A 25,789-nucleotide genomic window follows, 5' to 3' on the forward strand; every position below is an offset into this window, starting at 1 on the left:
TCGCCCGAAGGGTGCCGGATAGCAGTCCGAAGGGTCCTGCCCAGCCCGGACTACCGTCGGATGCGGTCGATTGCCTTGAGCACCCGCTTCTCCGACACCGGAATCGCGGTGCCGAGAGTCTGTGCGAACAGGCTCACACGCAGTTCCTCAATCATCCACAGAATCTCGGTGACGTCCTCGGCGCCATGTCGCTCCTCGGGTAGCGCCGACAGCATGCGGTCGTATGCGGCGTACACACGGTCCAGGGCGTCCATTCCGACGCGGTCGCGCTGCGCACTGCCGGGCAGCGCCTCGAGTCGCTGGACCGCGGCCGTCAGATAGCGGGGCAGATCCCGGAGCCGCCGGGTCCCGAGTTCTGCCACGAAACCGGGGAACAGTAACGATTCCTTCTGTTCACGTACGTCGTCGGCCGCTTCGCCACCGGCGCGGTCGAGAACCACCGCGAGGCGGTGCGATTCGGCGAGCGCCGGCAGCAGTAGCCGCAGCAATGCCGCGACGCGGGTCGGAAGCTGTGCACGCACCTTGGTGGTGAGGGCGTCGAATGCGGCGGGATCGAGTACGGGGCCACCGTTTTCGGCGATCAGTTCGTCGACAGCGCATGCGCGCGCATCCTCGAGCAGGGCGTCGAACGAGCCGTCCGGGTTCTGGCCGAGTGCCAGTCGTTCGCTATTGCTCATTCCGGCGGTTGCCGATCTGGCCTGCGTGGGAATCGCATTGAGCAGGAGCTGCCGGGTTCCAGATCGCATCGCGGCACGTTGCGCGGCCGCTGTAGTGAGCACCCGAACCGCGACGCCCGATTCTTCCGGCACCAGCGCCGGATAGCCGGTGACCTGCTGGCCACCGAGCGTCCGGGTGACCGTGGCGGGCAGCGTGCCGAGAGTCTGCGCAGTCCACACCGGTGCCGGTGCCCGTTCCGTGCTGGACGTAGCCTTGGCGACTTCCACCTTCACGCGTGGCGCGAGCGAACGACGCAACGCCGCCAAGCTCTTGTCCCGGCCGAGGACCGTGCCCTTCTCATCGACCGCTGCGAACGTCATTCGTAGGTGCGGTGGCAGCGAGACCACGTCGAAGTCCGTGGGGTCGATCCGGCACGAGCCGAGCCTGGAGAGTTCACGTGCCATGGCATGGACCAGCGGCTCCGACCGCGGCTTCACCGACGCGAGCGCCGCCGCCGCGAAATCGGGTGCCGGAACCACCTGGCGTCGAATGTTCTTCGGCAGAGTCTTGATCAGTGCGGTGACGAGTTCGGTGCGCAATCCCGGAACCAGCCAGTCGAAGCCGACCGGCCGCAGTCCGGCGAGAAGTGCGACGGGAATACGGGCGGTGACGCCGTCCTCCTCGGTTCCGGGCTCGAACTGGTAGGTGAGCGGGAACTGCATGTCGCCCTGGCGCCACGCATCGGGGTACTCGCCCTCGAGCACTGCTGCCGAATCGGCGTTGACGACCGTTGAGGTGGTGAAGGTCAGCAGGTTCGGATCGTCGCGGCGGGTCTTCTTCCACCACGTGTCGAAGTGCCTGCCGGACACCGCCTCCGCGCCGACCCGTTCGTCGTAGAACTGGAAGAGGGTCTCGTCGTCGACGAGGATGTCGCGGCGGCGGGCCCGATGCTCGAGCTCCTCGACGTCGTCGAGCAGCGCGCGGTTGGCGTGGAAGAACTTGTGCTGGGTCTGCCATTCACCCTGCACCAGCGCATGCCTGATGAACAGCTCCCGCGATGCTTCCGGGTCGATGGAGCTGTAGGTCACCGGCCGGCCGGTGACGAGGGGCACGCCGTAGAGCGTCACCCGCTCGTAGGCCATCGCGCATGCCTGCTTCGTGGACCAGTGCGGTTCGGAGTAGGTTCGTTTGACCAGGTGCGGGGCGAGCTTTTCTGCCCACTCCGGTTCGATGCGGGCCGTCATTCGCGCCCACAGGCGTGAGGTCTCCACCAGTTCGGCGGCCATCACCCACCGCGGGGGCTTCTTGAACAGGCCGGACCCGGGGAAGATGGCGAAGCGGCTGCCGCGGGCGCCGAGGAAGTCCCGCTTGTCGCCCTCTCGCAGGCCGATGTGCGAAAGCAGGCCGGCGAGCAGTGACTGGTGGATCGCGGTCTCCGCCGCTGCGGAGCCGGAATCGGATGTCTCCCAACCGAGTCCACGTGTGATTTGGCGGAGCTGGCCGTGCAGGTCCTGCCACTCGCGGATGCGCAGCCAATGCAGGAACTCGGTGCGGCACATTTTGCGGAACTGGTTGGAGCTGAGCTCCTTCCGCTGATCATGCAGGTATTCCCACAGCTTCAGGTAGGCGAGGAAGTCGGAGTTCTCGACGTTGAACCGAGCGTGCTTGCTGTCGGCGGCCTGCTGGAACTCGGCGGGGCGCTCGCGGACGTCCTGGATGGACATCGCCGAGACGATGACGAGCATCTCGCGCAGGCAGCCGTTCTTGTGCGCCTCGACGAGCATTCGCGCCATCCGCGGATCGACGGGGAGCTGGGCGAGTTCGCGTCCGGTGCCGGTGAGCTCAGGTCCGTTGGTCTTCGCCCCGGCGGTGATGGCGCCGAGTTCCTCGAGCAGCGCGATGCCGTCGCGGATCGCACGCGGGTCCGGCGGTTCGACGAATGGGAATGCGCCGATGTCGCCGAGTCCGAGGGCCGTCATCTGCAGCACGACGGACGCGAGGTTGGTACGCAGGATCTCCGGTTCGGTGAACTGCGGCCGAGACTCGAAATCCTCTTCCGAGTACAGCCGTATGCAGATGCCGTCCGCGACACGACCGCACCGGCCGGAACGCTGACGCGCGGACGCCTGCGAGATCGGTTCGATCGGCAGCCGCTGGACCTTGGTGCGGACCGAATAGCGGGAGATGCGGGCGGTGCCAGGGTCGATCACGTAGCGGATACCGGGCACCGTCAGCGATGTTTCGGCGACGTTGGTGGACAACACCACTCGTCGTCCGGTGTGCGGGGAGAACACCTTGTGCTGTTCGGCGGCCGACAGACGCGCATACAGCGGCACGATCTCGGTGTGCCGGAGCTTGCGGTCGCGCAGTGCATCAGCGGTGTCGCGGATCTCTCGTTCGCCCGAGAGGAACACCAGGATGTCGCCGTCTCCTTCTGCGCACAGCTCGTCGACGGCCTCGCACACCGCATCGACGGGGTCGCGGTCGAAGGTCTGCTCGCCCACCTCGATGGTGAGTGGCCGGTATCGCATCTCGACGGGGAAGGTGCGGCCCGAGACCTCGACGATGGGGGCCGCGACGCCGTCTACCGAAAAGTGCTCGGCAAAGCGCTCCGGGTCGATCGTGGCCGAGGTGATGATCACCTTGAGGTCGGGTCGGCGAGGCAGCAGTTCCTTGAGGTAGCCGAGGATGAAATCGATGTTGAGGCTGCGTTCGTGGGCCTCGTCGATGATCAGGGTGTCGTAGCGGCGCAGCATCCGGTCACGCTGGATCTCGGCGAGGAGGATGCCGTCGGTCATGAGTTTGACGAGTGTCGAGTCGGAGACGTGATCGGTGAACCGGACGGTGTAGCCGACGGTGTCGCCGAGCTCGCGCCCCAGCTCCTCGGCGATGCGTTCGGCGACCGTCCGCGCGGCCAGCCGGCGAGGCTGGGTGTGCCCGATCATGCCGCGGATGCCGCGGCCGAGCTCGAGACAGATCTTCGGGATCTGGGTGGTCTTACCGGAACCGGTCTCGCCGGCCACGATCACGACCTGGTGGGATGCGATGGCCGCCGCGATATCGTCGCGGCGCTGTGTCACCGGCAGCGAATCCGGGTACGTGATCGCTGGTACCTGGGCCTGGCGTTCGGCGATCCGGAATTCGGCGGCGGCTATCTCCGCGTTCAGCGCGGCAAGCGCGGACGGGGACTTGGCACGATCGAGCCGGCGGCGTAGCCGGTGTTCGTCGCGCAGAGTGAGCGCACCGAGTCGCTTCTTCGCCTGGCGGCGATCGATACCGGGTTCGGCTGCAGAAGGTGTGGTCGACATGCTCCGCACAGCCTATCGAAGTGTTCGACGGCGCTCGCTGCTGGAACACTTGGCGGTGTGCGAACGTGCGGCGGTGACGGCAGGGAGGCGGCCCGGTTTCCGTGGCATAGTCGCGGGAAGACGTACGCGACGAAGAAGCAAAGGACGGCTTGCATGGCTGGAGCACTGTGGCACGGGTTCGCAGATATGGGGGCGGTGCATCGCGACGGTGCGTTCGTCGTCACCCGCGGTGAAGGCGCCTACATCTGGGACGACACCGGCACCCGGTACCTCGACGCCACGGCAGGCCTGTGGTTCACGAACGTCGGGCACGGGCGCACCGAGATCGCGGACGCGGTTGCGGCGCAGCTGTCGAAGGTGGCGCACTTCTCGAACTTCGGAGACTTCACGTCCGACACCACCGTGGCGCTCGCGGAGCGGCTTGCGGCGATCGCGCCGGTGCCCGGATCCAAGGTGTTCTTCACGTCGGGTGGTTCCGACTCGGTCGACTCCGCTGCAAAGCTCGCTCGCCGGTACTGGACGGAAGTGGGCCGGCCGTCTAAGAAGCTGATCGTCGGACGGCAGAAGGCGTACCACGGCATGCACGTCGCCGGCACCGCGCTCGCCGGCATCCCGGTCAACCGGGAGGGCTACGGCGAACTGATGGCCGACGCGCGCACCGTCGACTGGGATGACGCGAAGGGCCTGCTCGAACTGATCGAGCGTGAAGGCGCCGACGCCATCGCGGCCTTCTTCTGCGAACCGATCATCGGCGCCGGCGGCATCTACCTGCCACCCGAGGGCTACCTGTCGGAGGTCCGCGAGATCTGTCGCGAGCACGAGATTCTGTTCGTCGTCGACGAGGTCGTCACTGGTTTCGGGCGGATCGGTGGATCGTGGTTTGCGTCCAGCCGCTTCGACCTGCAACCGGACATGATCACCACTGCGAAGGGGCTCACCTCCGGTTACGTTCCGATGGGCGCGGTTTTCGTCGCACCGAACGTCGCTGAGCCGTTCTTCAGCGGTGGCGTGTGGTGGCGCCACGGCTACACCTACGGCGGCCATGCCGGTGCTGCGGCCGCGGCCATGGCGAACTTGGACATCGTCGAGCGGGAGAACCTGCTGGGCGAGTCGAAGCGACTCGAGGCGTCCTTGCATGAGCACCTCGCTCCGCTTGCCGAGCATGAGCGGGTCGCGGAGGTGCGCAGCGGGCTCGGGGCGGTGGCGGCCGTTCAGCTGGCCGATCCCGCGGCGGCGCTGCCGTTCGTGAAGACGCTCCGCGAGTTCGGGATCTCCGGCCGCGCCGCCGGCCAGGGAGCGATGCAGTTCTCGCCATCATTCGTGATGACCGACGAGCAGGTCGCCGAGATGGCGGCCGGAGTCGCCAAGGCTCTCGGCTGATGTGACCGGCTAGCGGCGGAATCGCCGCCGCCAGGCCGATAGGCGCTGCCGCACGGTGGGTTTCACCTCGACGAGGTCGACCACCGTGCGGTCGGCGGCGGCTGATGCCTGAGCGAACCGGGTATGCAATCGGTCGCGGATCTCGTCCGGGGTATACGCGCGGCGCTGCCGTTCGGCGCGCGCTGCGAGGACCCCGCTCGCGGCGACGCCCACCGCGCCCGCCAGTCCGATCACCTTCCACACACGTCTGCCGTCGACTCGCATCGCTCTAGGCTAGGCGGATGACTCGGCCGACGCATCCATCCCAGATAAGCCTCGACGCGGCGGTCGACGCGACCCGTACCGGCGACATCTGGATCTTCCGTGGACAGTCCGGCGCGGATCGCGCCATCCAGACCCTGACGAACAGCCCCGTCAACCATGTGGGGATGTCGGTGGTGCTCGATGACATGCCGCCGCTGATGTGGCACGCCGAGCTCGGTCATTCTCTGCAGGACATGTGGACCGGGAAGTTCCAGCGCGGGGTGCAGTTGCACGATCTGCGGGGTGCGGTCCAGGTGTGGGGCGCGCGCTACGGGCAGCGCGGCTGGCTCCGTCAGCTGGCTGAACCCGTCACCCGTGAACAGGAGGACGCGCTGCTGCGGACTATTGCACGTCTCGACGGGACGCCATTCCCGTCGACCGCGCGCCTGGCGTCCCGCTGGTTCGGCGGACGCCTCCCGATGCGCCGACGCCGCGGCAGGGGGCGGGCCGAACGTGCCGGCCTGGAGTCCGCGTACTGCGCCGAGGTGGTTGCCTCGACGTACGAGGCGATGGGGCTGCTCACTGCGGAGCGCCGGACCAACTGGTACGACCCCGGCCGATTCTGGAGCGGCGACAGACTCCCACTGGCGCCCGGAGTGATGCTCGGCGCCGAGATCGCGGTCTTGCTCAGCGACGCGGATGTGGCAGCCGGAAAGGGCGCGGGCAGGGCCGTCGAGCCATGAGAGCGCGGCCAGCGACCCAGCCGAAATGTGATGGTCATCACATAACGAATGGATAACGACTGGTTCGTCAAATGTGCGACACGCCGAATCTGCCTGCGGAAATACCGATCGATCATCCCACTATTCGGACGATCGTACCGAAATTCGGCTTCGTGACCTTTCCGTGACCATCGCCTACGGTCGTAATCGGCCCGAGACAATTGGGCCACGCCGGCCCGCTACTGCGAGAACCTGCCCCGCGGCCCGGACACCCGAATCCTTCGAGGGGCAGGGGTGAGACGGGCATCAGGCTCGACCGACGGTCCGTGTGCGAGCGCCGTCTCTCCGGCAGGAGTGGAGAGGATCTACCGAATGACCAACTTCACCTTCAAGCGCGCCCTCGGGGCCGTAGTGGCCGCCGGATCTGTCGTCGCGATCCCACTGGCGATCAGCACGGGCACGGCTTCGGCGGCGGGCCACGACTGGTCCGGCGTCGCGGAGTGCGAATCGTCCGGCAACTGGGCGGCCAATACCGGCAACGGCTTCTACGGCGGCCTCCAGTTCACCCAGAGCACGTGGGAGGCCTACGGTGGATCCGGCAGCGCGCACAACGCGAGCAAGGCCGAGCAGATCCGCGTCGCCGAGAACGTTCTCGAGGGTCAGGGTGTCGGCGCGTGGCCGGTGTGCGGCCAGTACCTCGAGAGCGGAAGCACCCCGGGCGCAGTTGCTTCGGTGGCACAGCCTGTCGTCGAGTCGGCTCCGGTTGTGCAGCAGCAGGTTCCCGAGTGGGCACCGACCGTCAGTGCCGGCGTCGGCACCTACGTCGTGCAGCTCGGTGACACCCTCTCTCAGATCGCCGCGACGCACGGCGTCTCGCTGGCGAACCTGGCGAGCCAGGTGTCCAATCCCGATCTCATCTTCCCCGGACAGGCCTTGTCCGTCTGATTCGGTTCTCGCTACCGAACGGCGCGCACAGCCCCGCCGATGACCCCCTCCACTGGCGGGGCTGTGTCACCTCCCGGCGCCACCCGCGTCGAGCTGGTCGAACCTCGAGGGCTCCGATTGCTGCCGCGAGGGTGCCGATGCTTCGCTGAAATGAACGAAGGTCCTCTCCTTTCCAGGAGAGGACCTTCGCGTCGAACGGGAGCCGATCAGGCGAGCGTCTCGTTCGCGAAGACGGCCTGGGCAACACCCTGGAGGGTCGCCGCGATCTTGACGGCCTCCCAGACCTGTTCCTTGGTGAGGCCCTCCTTGCGGACCACGGCATCGTGGGCGGCCGTGCAATCGTGGCAGCCGTTGATGGTGGACACCGCGAGCGACCACAGCTCGAAGTCGGCCTTCTCGACGCCGGGGCTGCCGATGATGTTCATCCGCAGGCCCATGCGCACCTGTGCGAAGTCATCACCGAGGTAGCTCTTTGCGCGGTAGGACACATTGTTCATGCCCATGATCGACGCCGCGCCGAGGGCGGCGTTGTACGCCTCTGCGGAGAGGTTGTCAGCGGCCTCTTCCGAAATCTCCCGCAGTACGGTCGCCGACTTGGTGGCGGCCGCGGCGGCGAGGAAGGTGCCCCACAGCTGTTGTTCGTTCAGTTCCGTCGAACGCGCAAGGGAGCTGAGGTTGAGCTTGAGGTCCTTCGCGTACTCGGGAAGCGAGTTCTTGAGGTTCTCGACCGACATGGGTCAGATGCCCTCGGACATGAGCTCGCCGGCGTTGATCGTCGGGTCGCCCTTCTTCCAGTTGCAGGCGCACAGCTCGTCGGACTGCAGGGCGTCGAGGACGCGCAGGACCTCGTCGACATTGCGGCCCACGGAACCGGCCGTGACAGACACGAACTGGATTTCGTTGTTCGGGTCGATGATGAAGGTGGCGCGGTCCGCGACGCCGTCGGCGTTCAGGACGCCGGTCGCCTCGGCCAGCTCACGCTTGAGGTCCGAGAGCATCGGGAAGGGGAGGGTCTTGAGATCCTCGTGCTGTGCACGCCACTGGAAGTGCACGAACTCGTTGTCGACCGAGGCGCCGAGCACCTGGGCGTCGCGGTCCGCGAATTCGTCGTTGAGCTTGCCGAAGGCGGCAATCTCGGTGGGGCACACGAAGGTGAAGTCCTTGGGCCAGAAGAAAACGATGCGCCACTTACCGGCGTAGTCATCGCTGGTGACCGTGGTGAAGTAGTCGTCGGGTTGCTTGGCGTCGACCTTGGACAGGTCGCCGCCGATCACGGCGGTCAGGTTGTATGCCGGGAACTGGTCGCCGATGGTCAGCAGAGCCATGTGTCGTCCTCCTGCTTGATTTGTGAACATCTTTCTCGCGCAGTCACGCACCGCTGGTGGTGGTGGGCGCTACCGGGAGCAGGGCAGTGCGGAAGTCTGCATCTCGCAGGTTCCATGCCCTGCACTTTTTCGGTATGCCCCATAGTGCCCGAAACCCGTCGAAAGGTAAAGGTGATAGGTAGAACTACACTGATAGGTATGGCTGATGGAATCTACCAACCCACACTGCCGCAGCTGCGTGCCTTCGTGGCGGTGGCCGAGTATCGCCACTTCGGCACGGCCGCTGCACGTTTGAATGTGAGCCAGCCCACACTTTCGCAGGCGCTCGCGGCGCTCGAGAACGGCCTCGGGGTCCAGTTGATAGAGCGCAGTACCCGGCGGGTCCTGGTCACTCCGGCGGGCTCGGCCCTCTTGACTCAGGCGAAGGCGATCCTCGAGGCCGCTGACGGATTTGTCGCGACCGCGGCAGGTGTCGGCGACGCCCTTGCCGGGGCGCTGCGAATCGGGTTGATCCCCACGGTTGCCCCGTACGTGCTGCCGGCGTTGCTGCCCGCGCTCCGCCGCGAACTACCTGCGGTGACACCGCAGGTAGTCGAGGACCAGACCGCCCGACTGCTCGAGGCGCTACGCGGAGGGGTGCTCGACGTCGCGGTGCTCGCTTTGCCGTCGGAGGCGACCGGGATGATCGAGATTCCACTCTATACAGAGGATTTCGTCTTGGTTGTGCCACGGGAGCACGCGCTGGCTGGACGCACCGATCTGCGCCCGCGGGTGCTCGACGATCTGCCGTTACTGCTATTGGACGAGGGGCACTGTCTGCGCGACCAAACGTTGGATCTGTGTCGGTCGGTGGATGCGCATCCAGCCTCCGGCGACACCCGGGCGACCTCACTCACCACGGTCGTGCAGTGCGTGGCAGGCGGACTCGGCGTGACGTTGGTGCCGGAATCTGCGGTCGCGGTCGAAACCGCACGCGGCGACCTGGCGACGGCCCGATTCGCCTCGCCCGCTCCGGGACGCACCATCGGATTGGTGTTCAGGGCGTCGAGTGGCCGCGCGGAGAAGTTCGGCCGGTTGGGTGAGATCGTGAAGTCCGTTGCGCCTGTCTCGACCGGTGATAGCGTCCTTGACTGATCTTGGTTCGTTTTCTCTTGGTGGGGTGTATCGATGTCGAATGCTGTTGTGAACGCGGCTGGGCGCCGCAGTCGTCGGCTCTCGCGCCGGTTCGGTGTCGCGGGCGTTGCTGTTGCGACTGCGGCGGCGGTGATGAACGGCGGTGTTGCGCAGGCGGCCGGCAGCCTCGATGTGGGAAGCCTCGCAACTGGGAGCGTCGGATCGGGGTCGTCGATTCCCGGTCCGCTACAGGAGGATCCGGGGCCGGTGCCGGTTCTCCGCGACGACATCGTGACCCCGGCCGTTGTCGCGGAGACGTCGCCGTCCGCGCAGGTGCGCCAGCTGACCATCGAGTCACCCGCGCTCCGGCGCGAGGTCACCGTCCAGGTCCTTCTCCCCGCCGACAGGTCCGAGCCGCGCCCAGTCCTGTACATGCTCGACGGCGTCAGTGCGCGCCCGAACAACAGCGGCTGGATGACCCTCGGACGGGCGCCGGAGTTCTTCTCCGACAAGGACGTCAATGTGGTGCTGATCAATGGTGGCCGCGGCAGCATGTACGCCGATTGGGACCGGACCGACCCCAAGCTGGGCTGGAACAAGTGGGAGACCTTCATCACCGAGGAGCTGCCGCCGCTGATCGACGCGAAGCTCGGTGCCAACGGTGTCAACGCCATCGCGGGTAACTCGATGGGCGCGCAGGCTGCAGTGATGTTGGCGCACCGGCACCCCGAGCTGTACTCCGGCATCGCGGCTTACAGCGGCTGCTTCTCCACCAATGACACTCTCGGCCGACTGACCGTGCAGACCACGGTGACCTCGCAGGGCGGCGACCCGGCGAACATGTGGTCCGCGCCCAACGGCCCGCAGTGGAAGGCACACGACACTCTGCTCAACGCGGAGAAACTGCGCGGCAAGGAGATCTACCTGTCGGTGGGCAATGGCGTGCCCGGTGCCTCCGAGACCGATACGGATGCACAGACCCTGCTGGTCGGTGCCGCGCTCGAGGCCGGATCCAAGGTTTGCACCGAGGTACTCGACGCCCGCCTCGAGATGCTGAGGATTCCGGCTACCGTGACCTACGAGCCGCAAGGGGTGCACGCCTGGGCCTACTGGGATGATCAGCTGCCCAAGTCGTGGCCGACCCTGCGAAAGGCACTCGGCCTCTAGGAGCGCCGCCTGCGGCCACCCGGCTTGCCGGTGTGGCGGGGGCCGGTGGCCTTGCCGGACGCCTTGGCCGCCGCAATCTTCGCGGCCTTGGCTTTCGCGGCCTTCACCTTGGACACCTTCGGTACGTCGGCCTGGTCGCGTCTTCGTGAACTGTTGGCAGTGCGACCGCGAACGATGCCCACGAACTCCTCGACCAGGTCGGTCGTTCGTTCGACGGCCCAGGCGAGGGCGACTTCCGACTCGGGCGCCCCGGCGACCGGACGGTACGTCAGGTCCTTGCGGTGGTGCAGGCGCGCGAGGGACTGCGGTACGACCAGCACGCCGACGCCCGCCGCGACGAGTTCGACGGCGTCAGCGGTGGTGGCCGGCCGGTCGAGGGCCGGCCGGCCGGGAAGCGCTGCCCAGACGATCGGGGTGTCGAGGGGGTCGAGCACCAGTTCGTCGGCAAGGTCTGCCAGCGATATCTCGTCGGCCGCGGTGAACACATGGTCCTTCGGAACCACCACGACGGGCGTCTCGGCGTACAGCGGAATGATGCTCAGACCCTCGCGGTCGATGGGCAGGCGCAGTAGTGCGGCGTCGGTGTCGTCGGCGTGCAGAGACCCGACCGCGTCGGCAGCAGGAAGGGCGACCAGATCCAGACGTGCATCGGTGATGCGTTCGTTCCAGATCCGTACCCACTTGGTGGGGGTCACGCCTGGAACGTACGCGAGCCGGAAGGGGCGGGGAGCAGTCGGCTCTGTCACCCGGTCAGGCTACCCGCAGGCGCGATTGCGGCTGTACGTCGCGTGCTCGTTACCCTTGGCGTATGACGTCGCAGAAGACCCCCCAGACGATGAAGCCCGCCACCGCGGCAAAGAAGCTGGGTGTTTACCTCCAGGCCACCCCCGCCGAGTTTCAGGACGGTGTGGTCACGCGCGATGAACTTGTCGAGTGGCAGGCCAATCCGCCCGCATGGCTCACCGAGCTGCGCCTGACCGGCCCGCATCCCCGGCAGGTCGTCGCGGCCAAGCTGGGAGTGTCGATTTCCGGACTCGGCAGAGGCGGGATCGAGGACGCGCTCACCACGGAGCAGATCGAGGCCCTACTGGCCGACCAACCCGCCTGGCTGGTCGCCGAGCGCGCCAACCTCGTCGAGGTTCACAAGGAGGACAAGCGCATCAAGGAACTCCAGGCGGCTCGCCGCGAGGAGTCCAACCGCAAGCCCCGGACGGCTCGCCCTTTCCAGTGAGCCCCGCGGGCTGAACGTGTCATCGGGCTGTTGCTGTGATCGCCTCTCGGCGGATGTCGCAGCAACAGCCCGACGTCGTCGCTATCGAACGGGGGCAGTTCGCCACTGGTCACGCAGCGACCGCTCGCGCCCGAGTGCCCGGGTTTGTGCGACCGTGCCGGCGATCACAAGTGCGAGGTACAGGGCATACCACCACCAGGCAGGTGTGATGTTTGCGGTGAGTGTTCCCTCGTCGAACTCTGCGGTGTCGAGGGTTCCGACGAGCAGCATCGTGCCGCCGATGACCGCGACCGCGCCGCCGAGGACGCTGACCACCACGAGCAGCACCGCCGGCAGGTTCACCGCAAGTGTGAGGACCGCCAGCGCTACGCCGGTCAGTGCGCCCACTATGACCACCACCCAGTTCCACGTCACACCGATCGCGGCCATCGCGGCCGCGCCTATGGCGAATCCGACGGACGCCATGGTCAACGTCACAGCCACCGCGTAGTACAGGTAGGCCAGGACGGAGAAGACGACCGCCACCAAGATGCCGACAATCCACCCGAGTGCGGTCGCGAGGAAGCCGTCGCCGGTGATTGCCGAGACCAGACCGGCACCCAGGTTCAGGCCGGCGAACGCACCCCACAGTGCAATGACGAAGCGCATCGTCGGCACACCGCGGAAACAGAACACCGCGCCGACGACTATTGCCAGGGTCCCGATCACGACATCAGCCATGCCGGAACCGTACCCGCTGCAGCCTGTTTCGACCGGCGGTTGCTGCGCGCGTCATTCGACCGATGTCGCAGCAACCGCCGGATGATCACCTGCTCAGCCCTCGGCCACCTCGAACTCGTCGAACACCACCTCGCCGGCGGCGTCGGATTCGGCGAGATTCACCTCGGCGAGCAGGGCCCACCCGTGGTCGCCCTGCGGGTCCTCGAGGACCTGCCGGACCCGCCACAGGGTGGGCTCGACGGTGACCTGGAACAGCAGCGGTCCACGTGCAGAAGGCCCAGTCCCGATCTCGTCGTACTCGTCGAAGTACAGCTCGAGCAGATCGACCCAGTCGTCGGCGTCGAGCCCGTCGCCGAGTTCGGCGAGCTCGTCCCAGCGCTGCCGGGACGCGAGTTCGACGCGGCGGAACATTGCGTTGCGAACCATCACCTTGAATGCGCGGGTGTTCGCGGAGATGGGGCGCGGGATGTCGGCACCGAATGCGACCTGCTGGTCGTCGGACTCGGCCCCCGGGTTGGTGAGCTGTTCCCACTCGTCGAGCAGGCTCGAATCCACCTGGCGGATCAGCTCGCCAAGCCACTCGGTGAGGTCCTCGAGCTCCTCCGTGCGTGCCTCGGCCGGAACCGTCTGCCGTAACGCGCGGTACGCGTCTGCGAGGTATCTCAGTACCAGTCCCTCGGAGCGGGCGAGACCGTAGTGGCTGACCAGCTCGGCGAACGTCATCGCCCGCTCCACCATGTCACGGACCACCGACTTCGGCGAGAGTGCAAACTCGCTCATCCACGGATGGCCGGCACGGTAGGTCTCGAACGCCGGGAAGAGCAGGTCCGCCAACGGCTTCGGCCAGGTGATCTCCTCGAGGAGCTCCATGCGCTCCTCGTACTCGATGCCGTCAGCCTTCATCTCTGCGACGGCCGCGCCGCGGGCGGCGTGCTGCTGCGCCATGAGGATTTGACGTGGGTCGTCGAGTGTCGACTCGATGATCGAGACGACATCGAGTGCGTAGGTGTGTGATTCGACGTCGAGCAGTTCCAGCGAAGCGAGTGCGAACGGCGACAGCGGCTGGTTCAGGGCGAAGTCGCGCTGCAGATCCACTGTCAGACGCGCCATCCGGCCGTACTCGTCGGGCTCGTCCAACTGCTGGACGATCCCGGCCTGCAGCAGGCCCCGGTACAGCGAGATGGCCTTGAGGATGTGTTTGCGCTGCGCCGGACGCGACTCGTGGTTGTCCTCGAGTAGATGCCGCATCGCCTGGAAGCAGTTTCCCGGACGTGCGATCACGTTGAGCAGCATCGAATTGCTCACGGAGAAGCGTGAACTGAGCGGCTCGGGTGTCGCGGTGATCAACTTGTCGAACGTGCCCTCGCCCCAGGAGACGAATCCTTCCGGTGCCTTCTTGCGCTGCACCTTGCGCCGCTTCTTCGGGTCGTCGCCTGCCTTCGCCAAGGCACGCACGTTCTCGATCTCGTACTCGGGCGCCTGCACCACGACGGTGCCCATCGTGTCGTAGCCCGCCCGTCCGGCGCGCCCGGCGATCTGGTGGAACTCCCGCGCCCGCAACTGCCGGGTGCGAACGCCGTCGTACTTGGTGAGGCCGGTGAGCAGCACTGTGCGGATCGGGACGTTGATGCCGACGCCGAGGGTGTCTGTGCCGCAGATGACCTTGAGTAGTCCTTCCTGTGCGAGCCGTTCGATGAGCCGGCGGTACTTCGGCAGCATGCCTGCGTGGTGAACACCGATACCGTGACGGACCAGGCGTGAGAGGGTCTTGCCGAAGCCGGTGGTGAACCGGAATGCGCCGATGGCCTCGGCGATCGCGTCCTTCTCGGCGCGGGTGCACAGGTTGACGCTCGTGAGTGCCTGCGCCCGTTCGAGCGCCGCAGCCTGCGTGAAGTGCACCACGTACACCGGTGCCTGGTGTGTGGTGACCAGTTCCTCGATCTCCTCACCGATCGGCGTCTGGGAGTACGAGAAGTGCAGTGGCACGGGGCGTTCGGAGCCGGAGACCTCCGTTGTCGAGCGTCCGGTGCGCCGGGTGAGATCGTCGCGCAGATGCGTCACGTCGCCGAGCGTCGCCGACATCAGCAGGAACTGGGCCTGCGGCAGCTCGATGAGCGGAACCTGCCAGGCCCAGCCGCGGTCCGGTTCGGAGTAGAAGTGGAACTCGTCCATCACGACCTGGCCGATGTCGGAGCCCGCGCCCTCGCGCAGCGCAAGATTGGCGACGATCTCCGCGGTGGCACAGATGATCGGCGCCGACGAGTTCACCGATGCGTCACCGGTCATCATGCCGACCTTGTCGGCGCCGAACACCTCGCACAGTGCGAAGAACTTCTCGCTGACCAGGGCCTTGATCGGGGCCGTGTAGAAGGTGCGGCGGCCCCCGCCGCTCGACCGTGCCGCGAGGGCAAAGAAGTGGGCGCCTATCGCGACCATCGACTTCCCCGACCCGGTGGGCGTTGCCAGGATCACGTTCGCCCCGGAGACCAGCTCCATGAGCGCTTCTTCCTGTGCGGGGTAGAGCTGCAGACCGCGATCGGTGGTCCACGAGGTGAACACGTCGAACAGCGCATCGGCATCGGTGCCATCGGGGTCGACGGATTCGGGGAGAAGTTCGGTAAGCAGCACGGTTACAGGCTAGAGGCTGCCCGGAACGATACCGACCAGGCGCGGTCGTTATGTGGCGCTTCGCTCGTCCGAGCCCATCGCGTCCAGGACCGCCATGCGGGTCTGTGGTGCGCCCGAGATGGTTGCCTCCCCGACGCCGTTCATCAGCAGGTTGCGCCACCGTGTCTCGTCGAATTCGAGCGGAGCGGTGGACTGGAGGAAGTCCTCGACGACGGACAGGAAACGCAGCGGATCGTCCCGGAAGGGGAAGTGGCCCGCGCCCTCGAAGATCTCGAGACGCGATCCGGGCATCGCGGAATGCGCGAGGTGGCCGTGGCTGATCGGGATCACCGAGTCACGATCGCCCCAGATGAGTTGCACCGGGAGGTTTTCGGTCAGGTAGCACCGGTCGAGCATGGTGACGACCTGACCGCGCCAGTCCACGACTGACCGGAGTGTCCGCAGGTAGGCCTCGTACGCGGTCGGGTCGGGGAGTGCCCCCAGCACGCGGACCAGATCGGGGGTGTCGTGCAGGATCGCGCCGGGGCGCAGCGGCGAGCCGTGCAGGCGCGAGATCACCTCGCCGACTACTCGTACCGTGGTGATCGCGCCGGGAATCCGGAGCAGTTTGAGCGCCTCGTTCACCACCGGCATCGAGATCAGCCGCAGCAGCGGGTGCACGTCCTTGGTGACGCCGCCCGTCGAGACCAGCGCAAGGCGGTCGACCATGTGCGGGAATTGGTACGCGAACTGCATCGCGACGCCGCCGCCGAGAGAGTGCCCGACGACCGTGACCTTGTCGATGCCGAGCACTGACAGCAGGTCCCGCATCCCGTTCGCATAGGCCGCCACCGAGTAGTCGGCGCGTGGCTTGTCGGAACGCCCGTGTCCGAGGAGGTCGGGTGCGATCACGGTGTAGTTCTGGGCCAGGTGCGGGATGATCTCGTTCCAGGTCGACGAGTTGTCGCCGATCCCGTGGAGCAGCAGTACGGCAGGCCCCTCTCCCGCCATCCGGAATGCGCGGCGGTACCCGTGGATCGTCCTGAAGACGAGTCGGGGCTCGGTGTCCGGCACCGGTCGGAGCATGCGGGTGCGAGAGTCGCTCATATCGCCTCCTGAAGCCGTGACCCGACAGGCGGGCGCCGCTCAGTTGTTGATCGTCCGAGTATATCCGTGCTCCGAGAGGGTAGGTCGCCCATGAGTCGTGAGTGTGACTTCGGATAACGGAGAGGTTTCGCCGTTCACGGTACCTGAACGAACGCCCAGACGGTCAGCCCTGATTGTCGTCTTTCGGCGTTTCCTCGTCGCGGCGCGCGTGCTCGGCGAGGAACTTCTCGAATTCCGCGCCCAGTTCGTCGCCGCTCGGCAGGTCCTCGTCGCTCGCGAGCAGCGTGGACTGCTGCTCTTGAGCAGTGACGTAGGTGTCGTACTGGTTCTCGAGCGCACGGACCACCGACTGGACTTCCTCGTTTCCGGCGATGTGCTCGTCGATCTGCTCGCGCACCCGCGCCGACGCCTCGCCGAGGGCCACCAGCGGCAACTCGAGTCCGGTGATCTCGCTGACGTTCTCGAGTAGCGTCTCGGCCGCCGCCGGGTAGTCCGTTTGTGCCAGATAGTGCGGCACGTGAACCGAGAACCCGACCGATTCGTGTCCGTGCTGGCTCATCCGCAGCTCCAGCAGCGAGGATGCGCTGCCCGGGACCTGTAGTTCACCCGACCAACGGTGGTGGTCCTTGATCAATTCCTTGTTCGTCGAATGCGCGGTCACGCCGAGCGGACGCGTGTGCGGGATTGCCATCGGAATTGCGTTGATGCCGATGGTCTGTCGCACGCCGAGCTGCTCCGCGAGCAGCCGGACCGCCGTCGTGAAGCGCTCCCAGCGCAGGTCAGGCTCCATCCCTGCCAGAAGCAGGAACGGCGTTCCCGATGTATCGCGCAGCGCGTACAGATTCAGTTGTGGCTGCTCGAAGTCCGAGAAATGGTCGGATTTGAAGGTCATGGTCGGCCGGCGCGACCGGTAGTCGATCAGTTCGTCGACATCGAACGAGGCCACCAGTTCTGTTTCCAGGCTCTCGCGCAGGTGCGTGGTTGCCAGCTTCACCGCGTGCCCGGCATCCGAGAACCCCTCGAGGCCATGCACCAATACGGGGCCCTGGCCGTCGGCGGAGGACAGATGCGGCGCCGGGAATTCCAGCTCGTACATCTTCGACTGCTCGTCCATGACGGCTCCCTTTCATTCGAACGTCTGGTTCCAGTGTCCCTCACCGGCTCCCGCAGCCGGAATTCGGCGCGGCTGCCACCACGGCGGACGGGGACTGGAATCGCCGGATCATTCTGATCCAAGATCATCGGACACCACTTTCGGAGGACCAACATCACATGGGGGCCGGTTGATTCCCGGCACCGGGAAATTTCTGCCGTGGGTGGGCGGCGTCCGGTGATCCTCGTGTGTGACAGGCTGTCGCTGCGAGTCTGAGCGAGGCGGGCATACGGGTGGCCGGACGAGGGAGGGTCGAGCGTGTCGCAGCATGTGCGGGTGGTCGCGATCGTCGTCGCTTCCGCGGCGCTGCTTGCGGCCGGGTGTTCGACGGAGGTTTCGGGCACCGCGCGGCCCGAGATGGGTTCGTCGGCTTCCGGGACGTCGTCGAGGACGCTTGGTGAGCTCCTTCTCGAGCCCGAAGCGTTCCCGCCGCGGTACCAGGCTGTGATACTCCCGCCGCAGGCGGTCGCGCAGGCCGCGCCGGACCTGACTGGGATCCCCCCGAATGCCAAGGTTCATCCGGCAGGTTGCAAGCCGTCCGCACAGGACTATGGACCCGACGGCACTGCCATGGTGGTGGGTACGGACAACGCAGACCGATCCACCCTTACGGTCGAGCTGATCCGGGCGACGGCGCCGCTGGCCGAGCTCGAGGCGCAGATCGCGCAATGCCCGGAAGTGACAGTGACACTCAACGCGGTCGACTCCGTGGTCCGGACCGACCTGACGCGGCCGCCGGCATCGGTCGATGCCGATACGACCGTCGCGTTGCGGCGTTCGGTGACCTCGGGGCGGCTCGGCAAGACCGTCATCCAGTCGATGCGCACCCTGATCACACAGATCGACGGGGTTCGGATCCAGGTCACTCACATGTCCTTCGGGGACGTCGCCGATCCGTCCGCCCTCGACGCGGTGTTCACCGCGGTGGTGCAGAAGGTGCGCGCCGGGTGAGCCGGCGACGTTAGCAGGAGAATCCGACGCGCGGCGCCTCGATCCCGCGGGTACGGTCCGGTTCTGCACAACCGTCAGAACCATCCACAGTCCCGCTGAAGCCGCAGGTTGCGCGTCTGCGCGCAGCAGCGCGGGAGTGCAGTGTCAGGGCATGACGACACCGGCCTCTTCTCATGATTCACCGTCTCCCCACGACGCAACTGGGCCCTGGGGTAGCGAACCTGGATCCCATCGCGCTGTGCGGATCGCTGATCCCGGCGACCTGATCAGCGCGGTCCCGGCTCTGCTCGGCTTCCATCCACGCCGCTCGCTCGTCGCGATCTGTCTCACCGGCACCAGTGTGGGCGCGGTGATGCGCCACGACCTCGTCCTCGAGGATCCGGGTCTGATGGAGCTGGTGATCGAGAGGTTCGCGGCGGTGTGCGCCCGTGACGGCGCCAACCGTGTGCTGGTCGTGATGCTCGATGACCGGATCGGTCCCGGCGCGGCTGCGGTCGATCTGCCTCGGCATCGAGACCTTGTCGCGCGATTCCGGATGCGGTTGGGCGCGGCCGGGATTGAGCTGGCAGGAGCGCACATCGCCCCGGCGGTGGCGGCCGGGCTCGAGTGGTTCGCGCTCGAGCGCGGCGACCGTGGTGTGCTGCCCGACCCGGCCGCGTCCGAAGTTGCGGCGGCGCACGTGTTCGGTGGCCGCGCGATCCGTGGCTCACGGGAAGAGCTCGAGGCGGTCCTCGAACCGTGTGCCGAACATGAACGGGCCTTGGTTGCGGAGCTGATCGACGAGGCAAGGGAGACCGGAGCCCGCGGACGCCTCCGCGTGGCTGCGGTGGACCCTGTGGGCTCCGACCGTGCGGCGCTCGAGGGCGTTCTCTGCCGGATAGCGCAGGTTGAGTCCGGCGACGAGCTGTCGGCGCACGAATATGCCGAACTCGCGCTTGCCCTCGAGAACCCGACGGTCCGTGACGCGTTGCTGGCTCTGTCGGTGGGGTCACACGCCGACGCGGCGGATCAGATGTGGATCCTGCTCGGCAGGTCATTGCCGGAACCTGAATGTGCGGAAGCGTTGGCGCTGTTGGGGTTCAGTGCATACCTACGCGGTGACGGGCCGATGGCCGGTGTTGCGTTGTGTGCAGCTCTCGCCGCCGATCCGTGTCACGGCCTGGCCAACCTGCTCGACGACGCGCTGCAGACGGGCGTCCGGCCGACTGCCCTGCGCGATCTGGCCGACGTCGGGTTCGGTGTCGCCGCCGCGCTCGGCGTATCGCTGCCGAACCCGGAGCCGCTACCGCCGGGCGGCGTGTGAGCGATCGCCGAGCGCCTGTAGGTAGCTCCACGCGTCGGCGACGATCTCGTCGAGGTCGGTGTGTGCCGGACTCCAGCCGAGCTCGTCGATGGCCCGCTCGCTGGACGCGATCAACACAGCAGGGTCGCCGGCCCGACGAGGCGCGTCTTCGGCTGCAATGGGCAGCCCGGTGACCCGACGGCATGCCGAGATGACCTCGCGCACGGTGAATCCCGCGCCGCTGCCGAGGTTGTAGATGCGGTGGCTACCGGCCACCGACGACTCGAGTGCGAGCAAGTGTGCCTCGGCCAGATCGAGCACGTGAATGTAGTCGCGTACAGCCGTACCGTCCTTGGTCGGCCAGTCCGTGCCGAACACGGAGATCTTGTCGCGCTGGCCAAGCGCGACCTGCAACACGAGGGGGATGAGATGGGTTTCCACAACCCGGTTCTCGCCTGCTCCACGGTAGGCGCCGGCAACATTGAAGTAACGCAGGCTGGTTGCAGCGAGCTCGTGCGCGTTCGCATACGAGGTGATCGCGTGATCGATCGCTAGTTTGGTGGCGCCGTACGGGTTGGTCGGCCGGGTCGGGTCGCTTTCGGTGATCGGCGTGCGCTCGGGCTCGCCGTAGGTGGCAGCGGTAGACGAGAAGACCAGCCGCGGGGTGCCGGACACCCGGATCGCCTCGAGTAGAGCGAGAGTGGTGACGACATTGCCTTGCCAGTACTGCGCGGGTCGCTCGACGGATTCACCCACCAGCGATTGCGCTGCGAAGTGAAGAACTCCGTCGAATCGAGGCGCGCTGTCGCCGGATCCGAGGACGGATCCGGCAACAGCGGCGATATCCCCTTCGATGAACTCGGCACCTTCGGGCACCGCGTCGACGTTTCCGGTCGAGAGATCGTCGACAACAACCACCTCGTGACCGCGCTCGAGCAGTACTGTGCTGCACACGCTGCCGACGTAGCCGGCACCGCCGGTAACCAGAAGTCTCACCGTTTGTCTCCTCGCTCAGCCGGACCGATCCGGTGAAGCTGGCTGCTAGACCTGCTTCACCTGTACGGCGTGAGCCATTTCTTCGGGAAGGTCGAATCCGTCATGACCGGAGACGGTGATGGTTACCGTACCGGGCCTGGTCTCGACTGTAACCCGAGCGTCGGGCACGACGCCCGCCTCACGAAGTTGCCCGATCAGCTCGGGATCGGACTGCACGTGCTCGGCGAGTCGGCGAACCACCACGGCTGTCGGCTTGCCCTGGGGCACATCGGTGAGCCGGATCAGTGTCTCCGCTTTGCCGACCGGACGGTCGAGCCCGAGGTCGGCGAGGCCGGGGATCGGGTTGCCGTACGGCGAGGTGGTCGGATTGTTCAGTACCTCGACGAGGCGTCGCTCGACGTCCTCGCTCATGACGTGCTCCCAGCGGCACGCCTCGGCGTGCACCTGGTCCCAGTCGAGCCCGATGATGTCGACGAGTAGCCGCTCGGCGAGGCGATGCTTGCGCATCACCGCGACCGCGAGACCGCGGCCCTTCTCGGTGAGCTCGAGATGGCGGTCGCCCGCTACCTGTAGCAGTCCGTCGCGTTCCATTCGTGCGACGGTCTGGCTCACTGTCGGACCACTCTGCTCGAGCCGTTCGGCGATCCGTGCACGGAGTGGGACGACGCCCTCTTCTTCCAAGTCGTAGATCGTCCGGAGATACATCTCCGTGGTGTCGACCAGATCCTTCACTCTCACACCCCTTCGTCTGGGGTGATCCTACCGGGCAAATCACCATCCCGGTTCCGCTGTGGAACCAGGCGCGTCTCGCATTCGAACCGAGGGGCCAAGTAGCTTGAGTCCATGACCGCGTCGACTGGTCCCGTCGGGGGCATCTCACCTTCCGGATCCGACCGCGTCGTGGTGTGGAGTCCGGACTACCTCAGCTACCGCTGGAGCCCGCAGCACCCGATGAATCCGACGCGGCTCGAACTGACGATGGATCTGGCTCACGGGCTGGGGCTGATCGAGGGTGCCGAGATGGTATGCCCGCAGGCTGCGACCGACGCCGATCTGTTGCGAATCCACACCCCGGCGTACATCGAAGCCGTGAAGCAGGCTGGGCACTCGGAGAACGGCGTGTTGCCCCCGGAGATCGAGACGCGGCACGGGCTCGGCAACGATGACAATCCGATCTTCCCCCGGATGCACGAGGCGAGTGCGATTCTCGCCGGGGGGTCGCTGACAGCGGCGAAGGAGATCGCCGCGGGCAGAGCCCGCCGGGCGGTGAGTATTGGCGGCGGTATGCACCATGCGATGGCCGACTGGGCGTCGGGCTTCTGTGTCTACAACGATGCCGCGATTGCCATCTCCTGGTTGCTGGACAACGGGTTCGACCGGATCGCGTACATCGACATCGACGCCCATCATGGGGACGGTGTGCAGCACGCATTTCTCGGCGATCCTCGGGTGCTCACGGTGTCGATCCACCAACACCCGGCGACTCTGTGGCCCAACACAGGTTGGTCCAGCGAGGTGGGATCGGGCGCTGCCGAGGGCACTGCGATCAATCTTCCGGTCCTGCCGGGAACCGGTGATGCGTTGTGGTTGAGGGCATTTCATTCCGTGGTGCCGGCGGCAGTCGCATCGTTCAGGCCGCAGATCGTGATCAGTCAATGCGGTGCCGACAATCACCGCGAGGACCCTTTAGCAGATCTTGCGCTCACCGTCGACGGCCAGCGTGCGGCATATCTTGCGATGCGGGACCTCGCCGATCGGTTCGCGGAGGGGCGCTGGCTCGCGGTCGGTGGCGGCGGGTACGGGTTGATCCGGGTGGTGCCGCGGTCGTGGACGCACCTCATTGCGGCCGCACTGGACCGTGAGATCGACCCGGGTACCGCGGTGCCTGTGTCGTGGCAGGAGAAGGCGCGTACGGTCGCCCCGAGCGTCGAGTTACCGACGACGATGGGGGAGGGCGGTGACACCGCGTTCCTGCGATGGGACGGTCCCGGAGGGACCCCGGAAACCGGTGTCGCCTCCGTCGACCGGGCGCTGACCCGCATCGACTCGGCCATCATCGCGACCCGCCGCGCCACGTTCCCGTTGCTCGGACTCGACCCGGAGGATCCCCGTGACTAGTACCCCCGACGAGGTCGATCTCGAACGCGCGCGCCACTTCCCGCGCCATTGGCTGGCCGACGTGCTCGCTTCGGACGGTGGCGTCGTGCATCTTCAGCCGATCGTTCCCGAGGACGCGGACAAACTCGTAGCCTTCCATGGAAAGCTGTCCGAGCGCACGCGCTACCTCCGGTACTTCGGTCCGTACCCGACGATGTCCAATCGCGACATCGTCAACTTCACCACCGTCGACCACCACAACCGTGTCGCCCTGGTGGCGATGCTCGGCGACGAGATCATTGCCGTCGGCAGATACGAGAGACTGCTCGACGTCGGCGACGGCCGGTCGGCGGAGGTTGCGTTCGTCGTCGCCGACGCCCACCAGGGCCGGGGACTCGGGCCGATTCTGCTCGAGCATCTCGCGGGCGCCGCGGCCGAGAACGGCCTGAACATGTTCGTCGCCGAGGTCCTCGCGGAGAACCGCAACATGGTGACGGTGTTCCGGGAAGCCGGGTACCAGGTGAGCCGCAGCTTCGACGGCGGCGTGCTGAGGCTCGAGTTCGCGATCGATCCGACCGAGGCGCTGCTGTCGGTGCGGAACTCTCGAGAGCGGGCGGCGGAGGCACGCAGTGTGCGGAACGTGCTCAGCCCACGTTCGGTCGCGGTCATCGGTGCGTCCACGGACAGCTCGAAGGTCGGCAACGCGGTGCTGGTGAATCTCTTGCGCGGAAATTTCTCCGGCCCGGTTTACCCGGTGAACGCCGAGCATCGGTCGGTGCGCGGGGTGCGCGCCTACCCGACCGTTCGCGACATCCCCGACGACGTGGACCTCGCGGTCGTCGCGGTACCGGCCGAGTCCATCGACGCGGTTCTCGACGACTGCCTCGCCAAGGGGGTCAAGGCGCTCGTCGTCGTCTCGTCCGGGTTCAGCGAGACCGGACCGGACGGCCGGCACTCGGAGCGTCGGCTGGTGCATGCGGCCCGGGCACACGGGATGCGGCTCGTCGGCCCCAATGCGCTCGGTGTCGCCAACAATGACAGTGCCGTCTCCCTGAATGCGACGCTCGCGCCAGTCCTGCCCCTTCCCGGCAAGGTGGGCTTCTTCTGCCAGTCGGGTGCCCTGGGCATTGCGATCCTCGATCAGGCGGCCAAACGGAAGCTGGGACTGTCGACCTTCGTCTCGGCCGGTAACCGCGCCGACGTCTCCGGCAATGACCTTCTGCAGTACTGGGACACCGATCCGGACACCGAGGTGGTGCTGCTGTATCTCGAGAGCTTCGGTAACCCCCGGAAGTTCTCCCGGATCGCCCGCCGGGTGGCCCGGAACAAACCGATCGTCGCGGTCAAGAGCGGGCGCCACGCCGTGCGGCCGGCGCTCGCCGCGACCGGCGTCGAGATGGACGACTCGATCGTGCGGGACCTGTTCGAGCAGGCCGGCGTGGTCCAGGTCGGTTCCATCTCGCAGTTGTTCGACTGCGCGATGTTGTTCGGCTACCAACCGCTGCCGGCCGGGCCTCGGGTCGCGGTGGTCGGCAACTCGACCGCCTTGGGCGTCCTCGCTGCCGACGCGGCTCGTCGGGAGGGGCTGCAAGTGGGGGAGCCGGTCGACCTCGGCGCCCAGGCGACCCCCGAGGTGTTCGCCGGGGCTGTCTCCACTGCGCTCGCGTCGTTCGACATCGACGCCGTGATCGCGGTGTTCGCGCCGCCGGTCGCGATCGCCGTCGAGCCGTACGCGCAGGCGCTACGCGAGGCCGTTGTCGACGCCGACAAGCCGATCCTCACCACCTTCCTGGCGGCCGAGGGTATTCCCGACGTCCTCGCGGTCCGCGGGGCCGACGGCCACCCCACCCGCGGTTCGGTGCCCTCGTTTCCCGGCCCGGAACGTGCTGCCCTTGCGCTGGCGCGCGCGTGGCGTTATGCCGCATGGCGGGGGCGGCCGGTGTCGAAGGTGGTGCGTCCCAATGGGATCCACCCGGATCGAGCGAAGCGGCTGATCGACGGGTGGCTCGCAGCGTCGCAGGGGCGTTGGCTGTCGGACTTCGAGGCGGCGCAGCTGCTGGAGTGCTATGGCGTTCAGGTGGTCGAGTTCCGTGCGGCCACCACCGAGGCCGAGGCAGTCGCGGCTGCCGATGATCTGGGCTACCCGGTCGCGGTGAAGGCCACCGGTGAGCAGTGGCGTCACCGGCCCGACCTCGGCGGTGTGCGGCTGGATCTGGCCGGCCCCGACTCGGTCCGGATGGCGTACCGCGACCTGGCGGCCGCGTCGGGTGAACCACTGTTGCACGTGCAGAAGATGGCCACCAAGGGCATCGGCTGCGTCGTCGGCGTCCAGGACGACCCGTCGTTCGGTTCGCTCATCTCGTTCGGACTCGCCGGCGTCATCTCGGATCTGCTCGGAGACCGTGCGTACCGGGTACTGCCGCTGACGGAGGACGAGGCGGCCGAGCTCATCGATGCGCCCAAGGCCGCGCCGTTGCTCTCCGGCTACCGGAGTGCGGTCCCGGTCAACAAGCAGGCGCTGGTGGATCTGGTGCAGCGGGTCTCGGCCCTGGCCGACGACTTGCCCGAGGTTCGCGAACTCGCGTGTGAACCGGTGCTCGCGTCAGCGTCCGGTGCCGAGATCACCGATGCCCGGGTACGGATCGGTCCCGAACCGAGCATTGCGGACCTGGGCCCGCGCCGGCTGCGCGAGTGGTGAGCCGGGTCGGGACGCAAACGAACCCGGCCGGTCGTGACCCTGAGGGAGATGGGACACGACCGGCCGGGGGCCGCGGTACAGCGAGTC

General features: G+C 66.9%; 21 protein-coding genes. 10 read left to right on the top strand and 11 right to left on the bottom strand.

The window, feature by feature from the left end; translation table 11 throughout:
* Nucleotides 1-50 precede the first annotated feature (50 nt).
* The gene (hrpA, locus tag ERC79_RS21525) at nucleotides 51-3,965 is read right to left on the bottom strand and encodes an ATP-dependent RNA helicase HrpA (RefSeq protein WP_131580388.1); all 3,915 of its coding nucleotides are present in this window, start codon (nucleotides 3,963-3,965) and stop codon (nucleotides 51-53) included.
* Between the two features lie 153 nt (nucleotides 3,966-4,118).
* On the opposite strand from hrpA, the gene ERC79_RS21530 reads away from it, so the two are divergent.
* Nucleotides 4,119-5,345 carry an aminotransferase class III-fold pyridoxal phosphate-dependent enzyme gene (locus ERC79_RS21530; RefSeq protein ID WP_131580389.1) on the top strand — a complete coding sequence of 409 codons (1,227 nt, stop codon included), beginning with the start codon at nucleotides 4,119-4,121 and terminating at the stop codon, nucleotides 5,343-5,345.
* A gap of 9 nt (nucleotides 5,346-5,354) precedes the next feature.
* Here ERC79_RS21530 and ERC79_RS21535 read toward each other — a convergent pair whose 3' ends face one another.
* On the bottom strand, nucleotides 5,355-5,609 hold the full coding sequence (locus tag ERC79_RS21535; protein ID WP_131580390.1) for a hypothetical protein: 255 nt from the start codon (nucleotides 5,607-5,609) through the stop codon (nucleotides 5,355-5,357).
* Nucleotides 5,610-5,626: 17 nt separating this feature from the next.
* On the opposite strand from ERC79_RS21535, the gene ERC79_RS21540 reads away from it, so the two are divergent.
* Together ERC79_RS21540 and ERC79_RS21545 are read left to right on the top strand one after the other, a co-directional pair.
* The gene (locus ERC79_RS21540; protein WP_131580391.1) at nucleotides 5,627-6,331 is read left to right on the top strand and encodes a hypothetical protein; all 705 of its coding nucleotides are present in this window, start codon (nucleotides 5,627-5,629) and stop codon (nucleotides 6,329-6,331) included.
* A 351-nt stretch (nucleotides 6,332-6,682) separates the two neighbouring features.
* A complete protein-coding gene (locus tag ERC79_RS21545) occupies nucleotides 6,683-7,255 on the top strand; it encodes a transglycosylase family protein (protein ID WP_131580392.1) in 573 nt (190 codons plus the stop codon).
* A 206-nt stretch (nucleotides 7,256-7,461) separates the two neighbouring features.
* Here the strand turns inward: ERC79_RS21545 and ERC79_RS21550 are convergent, their stop codons facing one another.
* A complete protein-coding gene (locus ERC79_RS21550; RefSeq protein WP_131580393.1) occupies nucleotides 7,462-7,989 on the bottom strand; it encodes a carboxymuconolactone decarboxylase family protein in 528 nt (175 codons plus the stop codon).
* A 3-nt stretch (nucleotides 7,990-7,992) separates the two neighbouring features.
* On the bottom strand, nucleotides 7,993-8,580 hold the full coding sequence (locus ERC79_RS21555; RefSeq protein ID WP_131580394.1) for a peroxiredoxin: 588 nt from the start codon (nucleotides 8,578-8,580) through the stop codon (nucleotides 7,993-7,995).
* Nucleotides 8,581-8,778: 198 nt separating this feature from the next.
* On the opposite strand from ERC79_RS21555, the gene ERC79_RS21560 reads away from it, so the two are divergent.
* Both ERC79_RS21560 and ERC79_RS21565 read left to right on the top strand, forming a co-directional pair.
* On the top strand, nucleotides 8,779-9,714 hold the full coding sequence (locus ERC79_RS21560) for a hydrogen peroxide-inducible genes activator (RefSeq protein ID WP_131580395.1): 936 nt from the start codon (nucleotides 8,779-8,781) through the stop codon (nucleotides 9,712-9,714).
* A 132-nt stretch (nucleotides 9,715-9,846) separates the two neighbouring features.
* Nucleotides 9,847-10,860: an alpha/beta hydrolase family protein gene (locus ERC79_RS21565; RefSeq protein ID WP_242676920.1), complete on the top strand. Its 1,014-nt coding sequence runs from the start codon at nucleotides 9,847-9,849 to the stop codon at nucleotides 10,858-10,860.
* On the opposite strand, the gene ERC79_RS21570 is transcribed toward ERC79_RS21565, so the two are convergent.
* On the bottom strand, nucleotides 10,857-11,606 hold the full coding sequence (locus ERC79_RS21570) for a LysR substrate-binding domain-containing protein (protein WP_131580397.1): 750 nt from the start codon (nucleotides 11,604-11,606) through the stop codon (nucleotides 10,857-10,859). The two genes, ERC79_RS21565 and ERC79_RS21570, sit on opposite strands and share 4 nt — an antisense overlap.
* Nucleotides 11,607-11,668: 62 nt before the next feature.
* Between ERC79_RS21570 and ERC79_RS21575 the strand changes: the two genes are divergently transcribed.
* Nucleotides 11,669-12,091: a DUF5997 family protein gene (locus ERC79_RS21575; protein ID WP_131580398.1), complete on the top strand. Its 423-nt coding sequence runs from the start codon at nucleotides 11,669-11,671 to the stop codon at nucleotides 12,089-12,091.
* An 81-nt stretch (nucleotides 12,092-12,172) separates the two neighbouring features.
* Here ERC79_RS21575 and ERC79_RS21580 read toward each other — a convergent pair whose 3' ends face one another.
* The 4 genes from ERC79_RS21580 to ERC79_RS21595 form a co-directional block, all read right to left on the bottom strand.
* Nucleotides 12,173-12,811 carry a DUF4203 domain-containing protein gene (locus tag ERC79_RS21580; protein ID WP_131580399.1) on the bottom strand — a complete coding sequence of 213 codons (639 nt, stop codon included), beginning with the start codon at nucleotides 12,809-12,811 and terminating at the stop codon, nucleotides 12,173-12,175.
* Nucleotides 12,812-12,904: 93 nt separating this feature from the next.
* Nucleotides 12,905-15,439, bottom strand: coding sequence for a DEAD/DEAH box helicase (locus ERC79_RS21585; protein ID WP_131580400.1), 2,535 nt, complete (start codon nucleotides 15,437-15,439; stop codon nucleotides 12,905-12,907).
* A 48-nt stretch (nucleotides 15,440-15,487) separates the two neighbouring features.
* On the bottom strand, nucleotides 15,488-16,525 hold the full coding sequence (locus tag ERC79_RS21590; RefSeq protein ID WP_131580401.1) for an alpha/beta hydrolase: 1,038 nt from the start codon (nucleotides 16,523-16,525) through the stop codon (nucleotides 15,488-15,490).
* A gap of 163 nt (nucleotides 16,526-16,688) precedes the next feature.
* On the bottom strand, nucleotides 16,689-17,639 hold the full coding sequence (locus ERC79_RS21595) for a PAC2 family protein (RefSeq protein WP_131580402.1): 951 nt from the start codon (nucleotides 17,637-17,639) through the stop codon (nucleotides 16,689-16,691).
* 297 nt (nucleotides 17,640-17,936) lie between these two features.
* Between ERC79_RS21595 and ERC79_RS21600 the strand changes: the two genes are divergently transcribed.
* A complete protein-coding gene (locus ERC79_RS21600) occupies nucleotides 17,937-18,629 on the top strand; it encodes a sensor domain-containing protein (protein ID WP_242676674.1) in 693 nt (230 codons plus the stop codon).
* A 238-nt stretch (nucleotides 18,630-18,867) separates the two neighbouring features.
* Nucleotides 18,868-19,932 (top strand): DUF4192 domain-containing protein, encoded by a 1,065-nt coding sequence (locus ERC79_RS21605; RefSeq protein WP_242676675.1) that lies wholly within the window; start codon nucleotides 18,868-18,870, stop codon nucleotides 19,930-19,932.
* Here the strand turns inward: ERC79_RS21605 and galE are convergent.
* Both galE and ERC79_RS21615 read right to left on the bottom strand, forming a co-directional pair.
* On the bottom strand, nucleotides 19,912-20,907 hold the full coding sequence (galE, locus tag ERC79_RS21610; RefSeq protein WP_131580404.1) for a UDP-glucose 4-epimerase GalE: 996 nt from the start codon (nucleotides 20,905-20,907) through the stop codon (nucleotides 19,912-19,914). The two genes, ERC79_RS21605 and galE, sit on opposite strands and share 21 nt — an antisense overlap.
* A 45-nt stretch (nucleotides 20,908-20,952) precedes the next feature.
* Nucleotides 20,953-21,639 (bottom strand): metal-dependent transcriptional regulator, encoded by a 687-nt coding sequence (locus ERC79_RS21615; protein ID WP_131580405.1) that lies wholly within the window; start codon nucleotides 21,637-21,639, stop codon nucleotides 20,953-20,955.
* Between the two features lie 111 nt (nucleotides 21,640-21,750).
* Here ERC79_RS21615 and ERC79_RS21620 point away from each other — a divergent pair, with 111 nt between their 5' ends.
* Both ERC79_RS21620 and ERC79_RS21625 read left to right on the top strand, forming a co-directional pair.
* On the top strand, nucleotides 21,751-23,025 hold the full coding sequence (locus ERC79_RS21620; protein ID WP_131580406.1) for an acetoin utilization protein AcuC: 1,275 nt from the start codon (nucleotides 21,751-21,753) through the stop codon (nucleotides 23,023-23,025).
* Nucleotides 23,018-25,702, top strand: a complete 2,685-nt coding sequence (locus ERC79_RS21625; protein WP_242676676.1) for a bifunctional GNAT family N-acetyltransferase/acetate--CoA ligase family protein — start codon at nucleotides 23,018-23,020, stop codon at nucleotides 25,700-25,702. Before ERC79_RS21620 ends, ERC79_RS21625 begins: the two co-directional genes overlap by 8 nt.
* The last annotated feature ends 87 nt before the right edge of the window (nucleotides 25,703-25,789 follow it).

It is taken from the genome of Rhodococcus sp. ABRD24, assembly GCF_004328705.1.
Taxonomy (GTDB): Bacteria; Actinomycetota; Actinomycetes; order Mycobacteriales; family Mycobacteriaceae; genus Prescottella.

What these genes read in the sequence shown, in the direction of transcription:
- ERC79_RS21530 (WP_131580389.1), top strand. Translation starts at nt 4,119, where the DNA reads ATGGCTGGAGCACTGTGGCACGGGTTCGCAGATATGGGGGCGGTGCAT.
- ERC79_RS21580 (WP_131580399.1), bottom strand. Translation starts at nt 12,811, where the DNA reads ATGGCTGATGTCGTGATCGGGACCCTGGCAATAGTCGTCGGCGCGGTG.
- ERC79_RS21545 (WP_131580392.1), top strand. Translation starts at nt 6,683, where the DNA reads ATGACCAACTTCACCTTCAAGCGCGCCCTCGGGGCCGTAGTGGCCGCC.
- ERC79_RS21555 (WP_131580394.1), bottom strand. Translation starts at nt 8,580, where the DNA reads ATGGCTCTGCTGACCATCGGCGACCAGTTCCCGGCATACAACCTGACC.
- ERC79_RS21620 (WP_131580406.1), top strand. Translation starts at nt 21,751, where the DNA reads ATGACCGCGTCGACTGGTCCCGTCGGGGGCATCTCACCTTCCGGATCC.
- ERC79_RS21565 (WP_242676920.1), top strand. Translation starts at nt 9,847, where the DNA reads ATGAACGGCGGTGTTGCGCAGGCGGCCGGCAGCCTCGATGTGGGAAGC.
- ERC79_RS21595 (WP_131580402.1), bottom strand. Translation starts at nt 17,639, where the DNA reads ATGGACGAGCAGTCGAAGATGTACGAGCTGGAATTCCCGGCGCCGCAT.
- hrpA (WP_131580388.1), bottom strand. Translation starts at nt 3,965, where the DNA reads ATGTCGACCACACCTTCTGCAGCCGAACCCGGTATCGATCGCCGCCAG.
- ERC79_RS21540 (WP_131580391.1), top strand. Translation starts at nt 5,627, where the DNA reads ATGACTCGGCCGACGCATCCATCCCAGATAAGCCTCGACGCGGCGGTC.
- ERC79_RS21560 (WP_131580395.1), top strand. Translation starts at nt 8,779, where the DNA reads ATGGCTGATGGAATCTACCAACCCACACTGCCGCAGCTGCGTGCCTTC.
- ERC79_RS21550 (WP_131580393.1), bottom strand. Translation starts at nt 7,989, where the DNA reads ATGTCGGTCGAGAACCTCAAGAACTCGCTTCCCGAGTACGCGAAGGAC.
- ERC79_RS21575 (WP_131580398.1), top strand. Translation starts at nt 11,669, where the DNA reads ATGACGTCGCAGAAGACCCCCCAGACGATGAAGCCCGCCACCGCGGCA.
- ERC79_RS21590 (WP_131580401.1), bottom strand. Translation starts at nt 16,525, where the DNA reads ATGAGCGACTCTCGCACCCGCATGCTCCGACCGGTGCCGGACACCGAG.
- ERC79_RS21535 (WP_131580390.1), bottom strand. Translation starts at nt 5,609, where the DNA reads ATGCGAGTCGACGGCAGACGTGTGTGGAAGGTGATCGGACTGGCGGGC.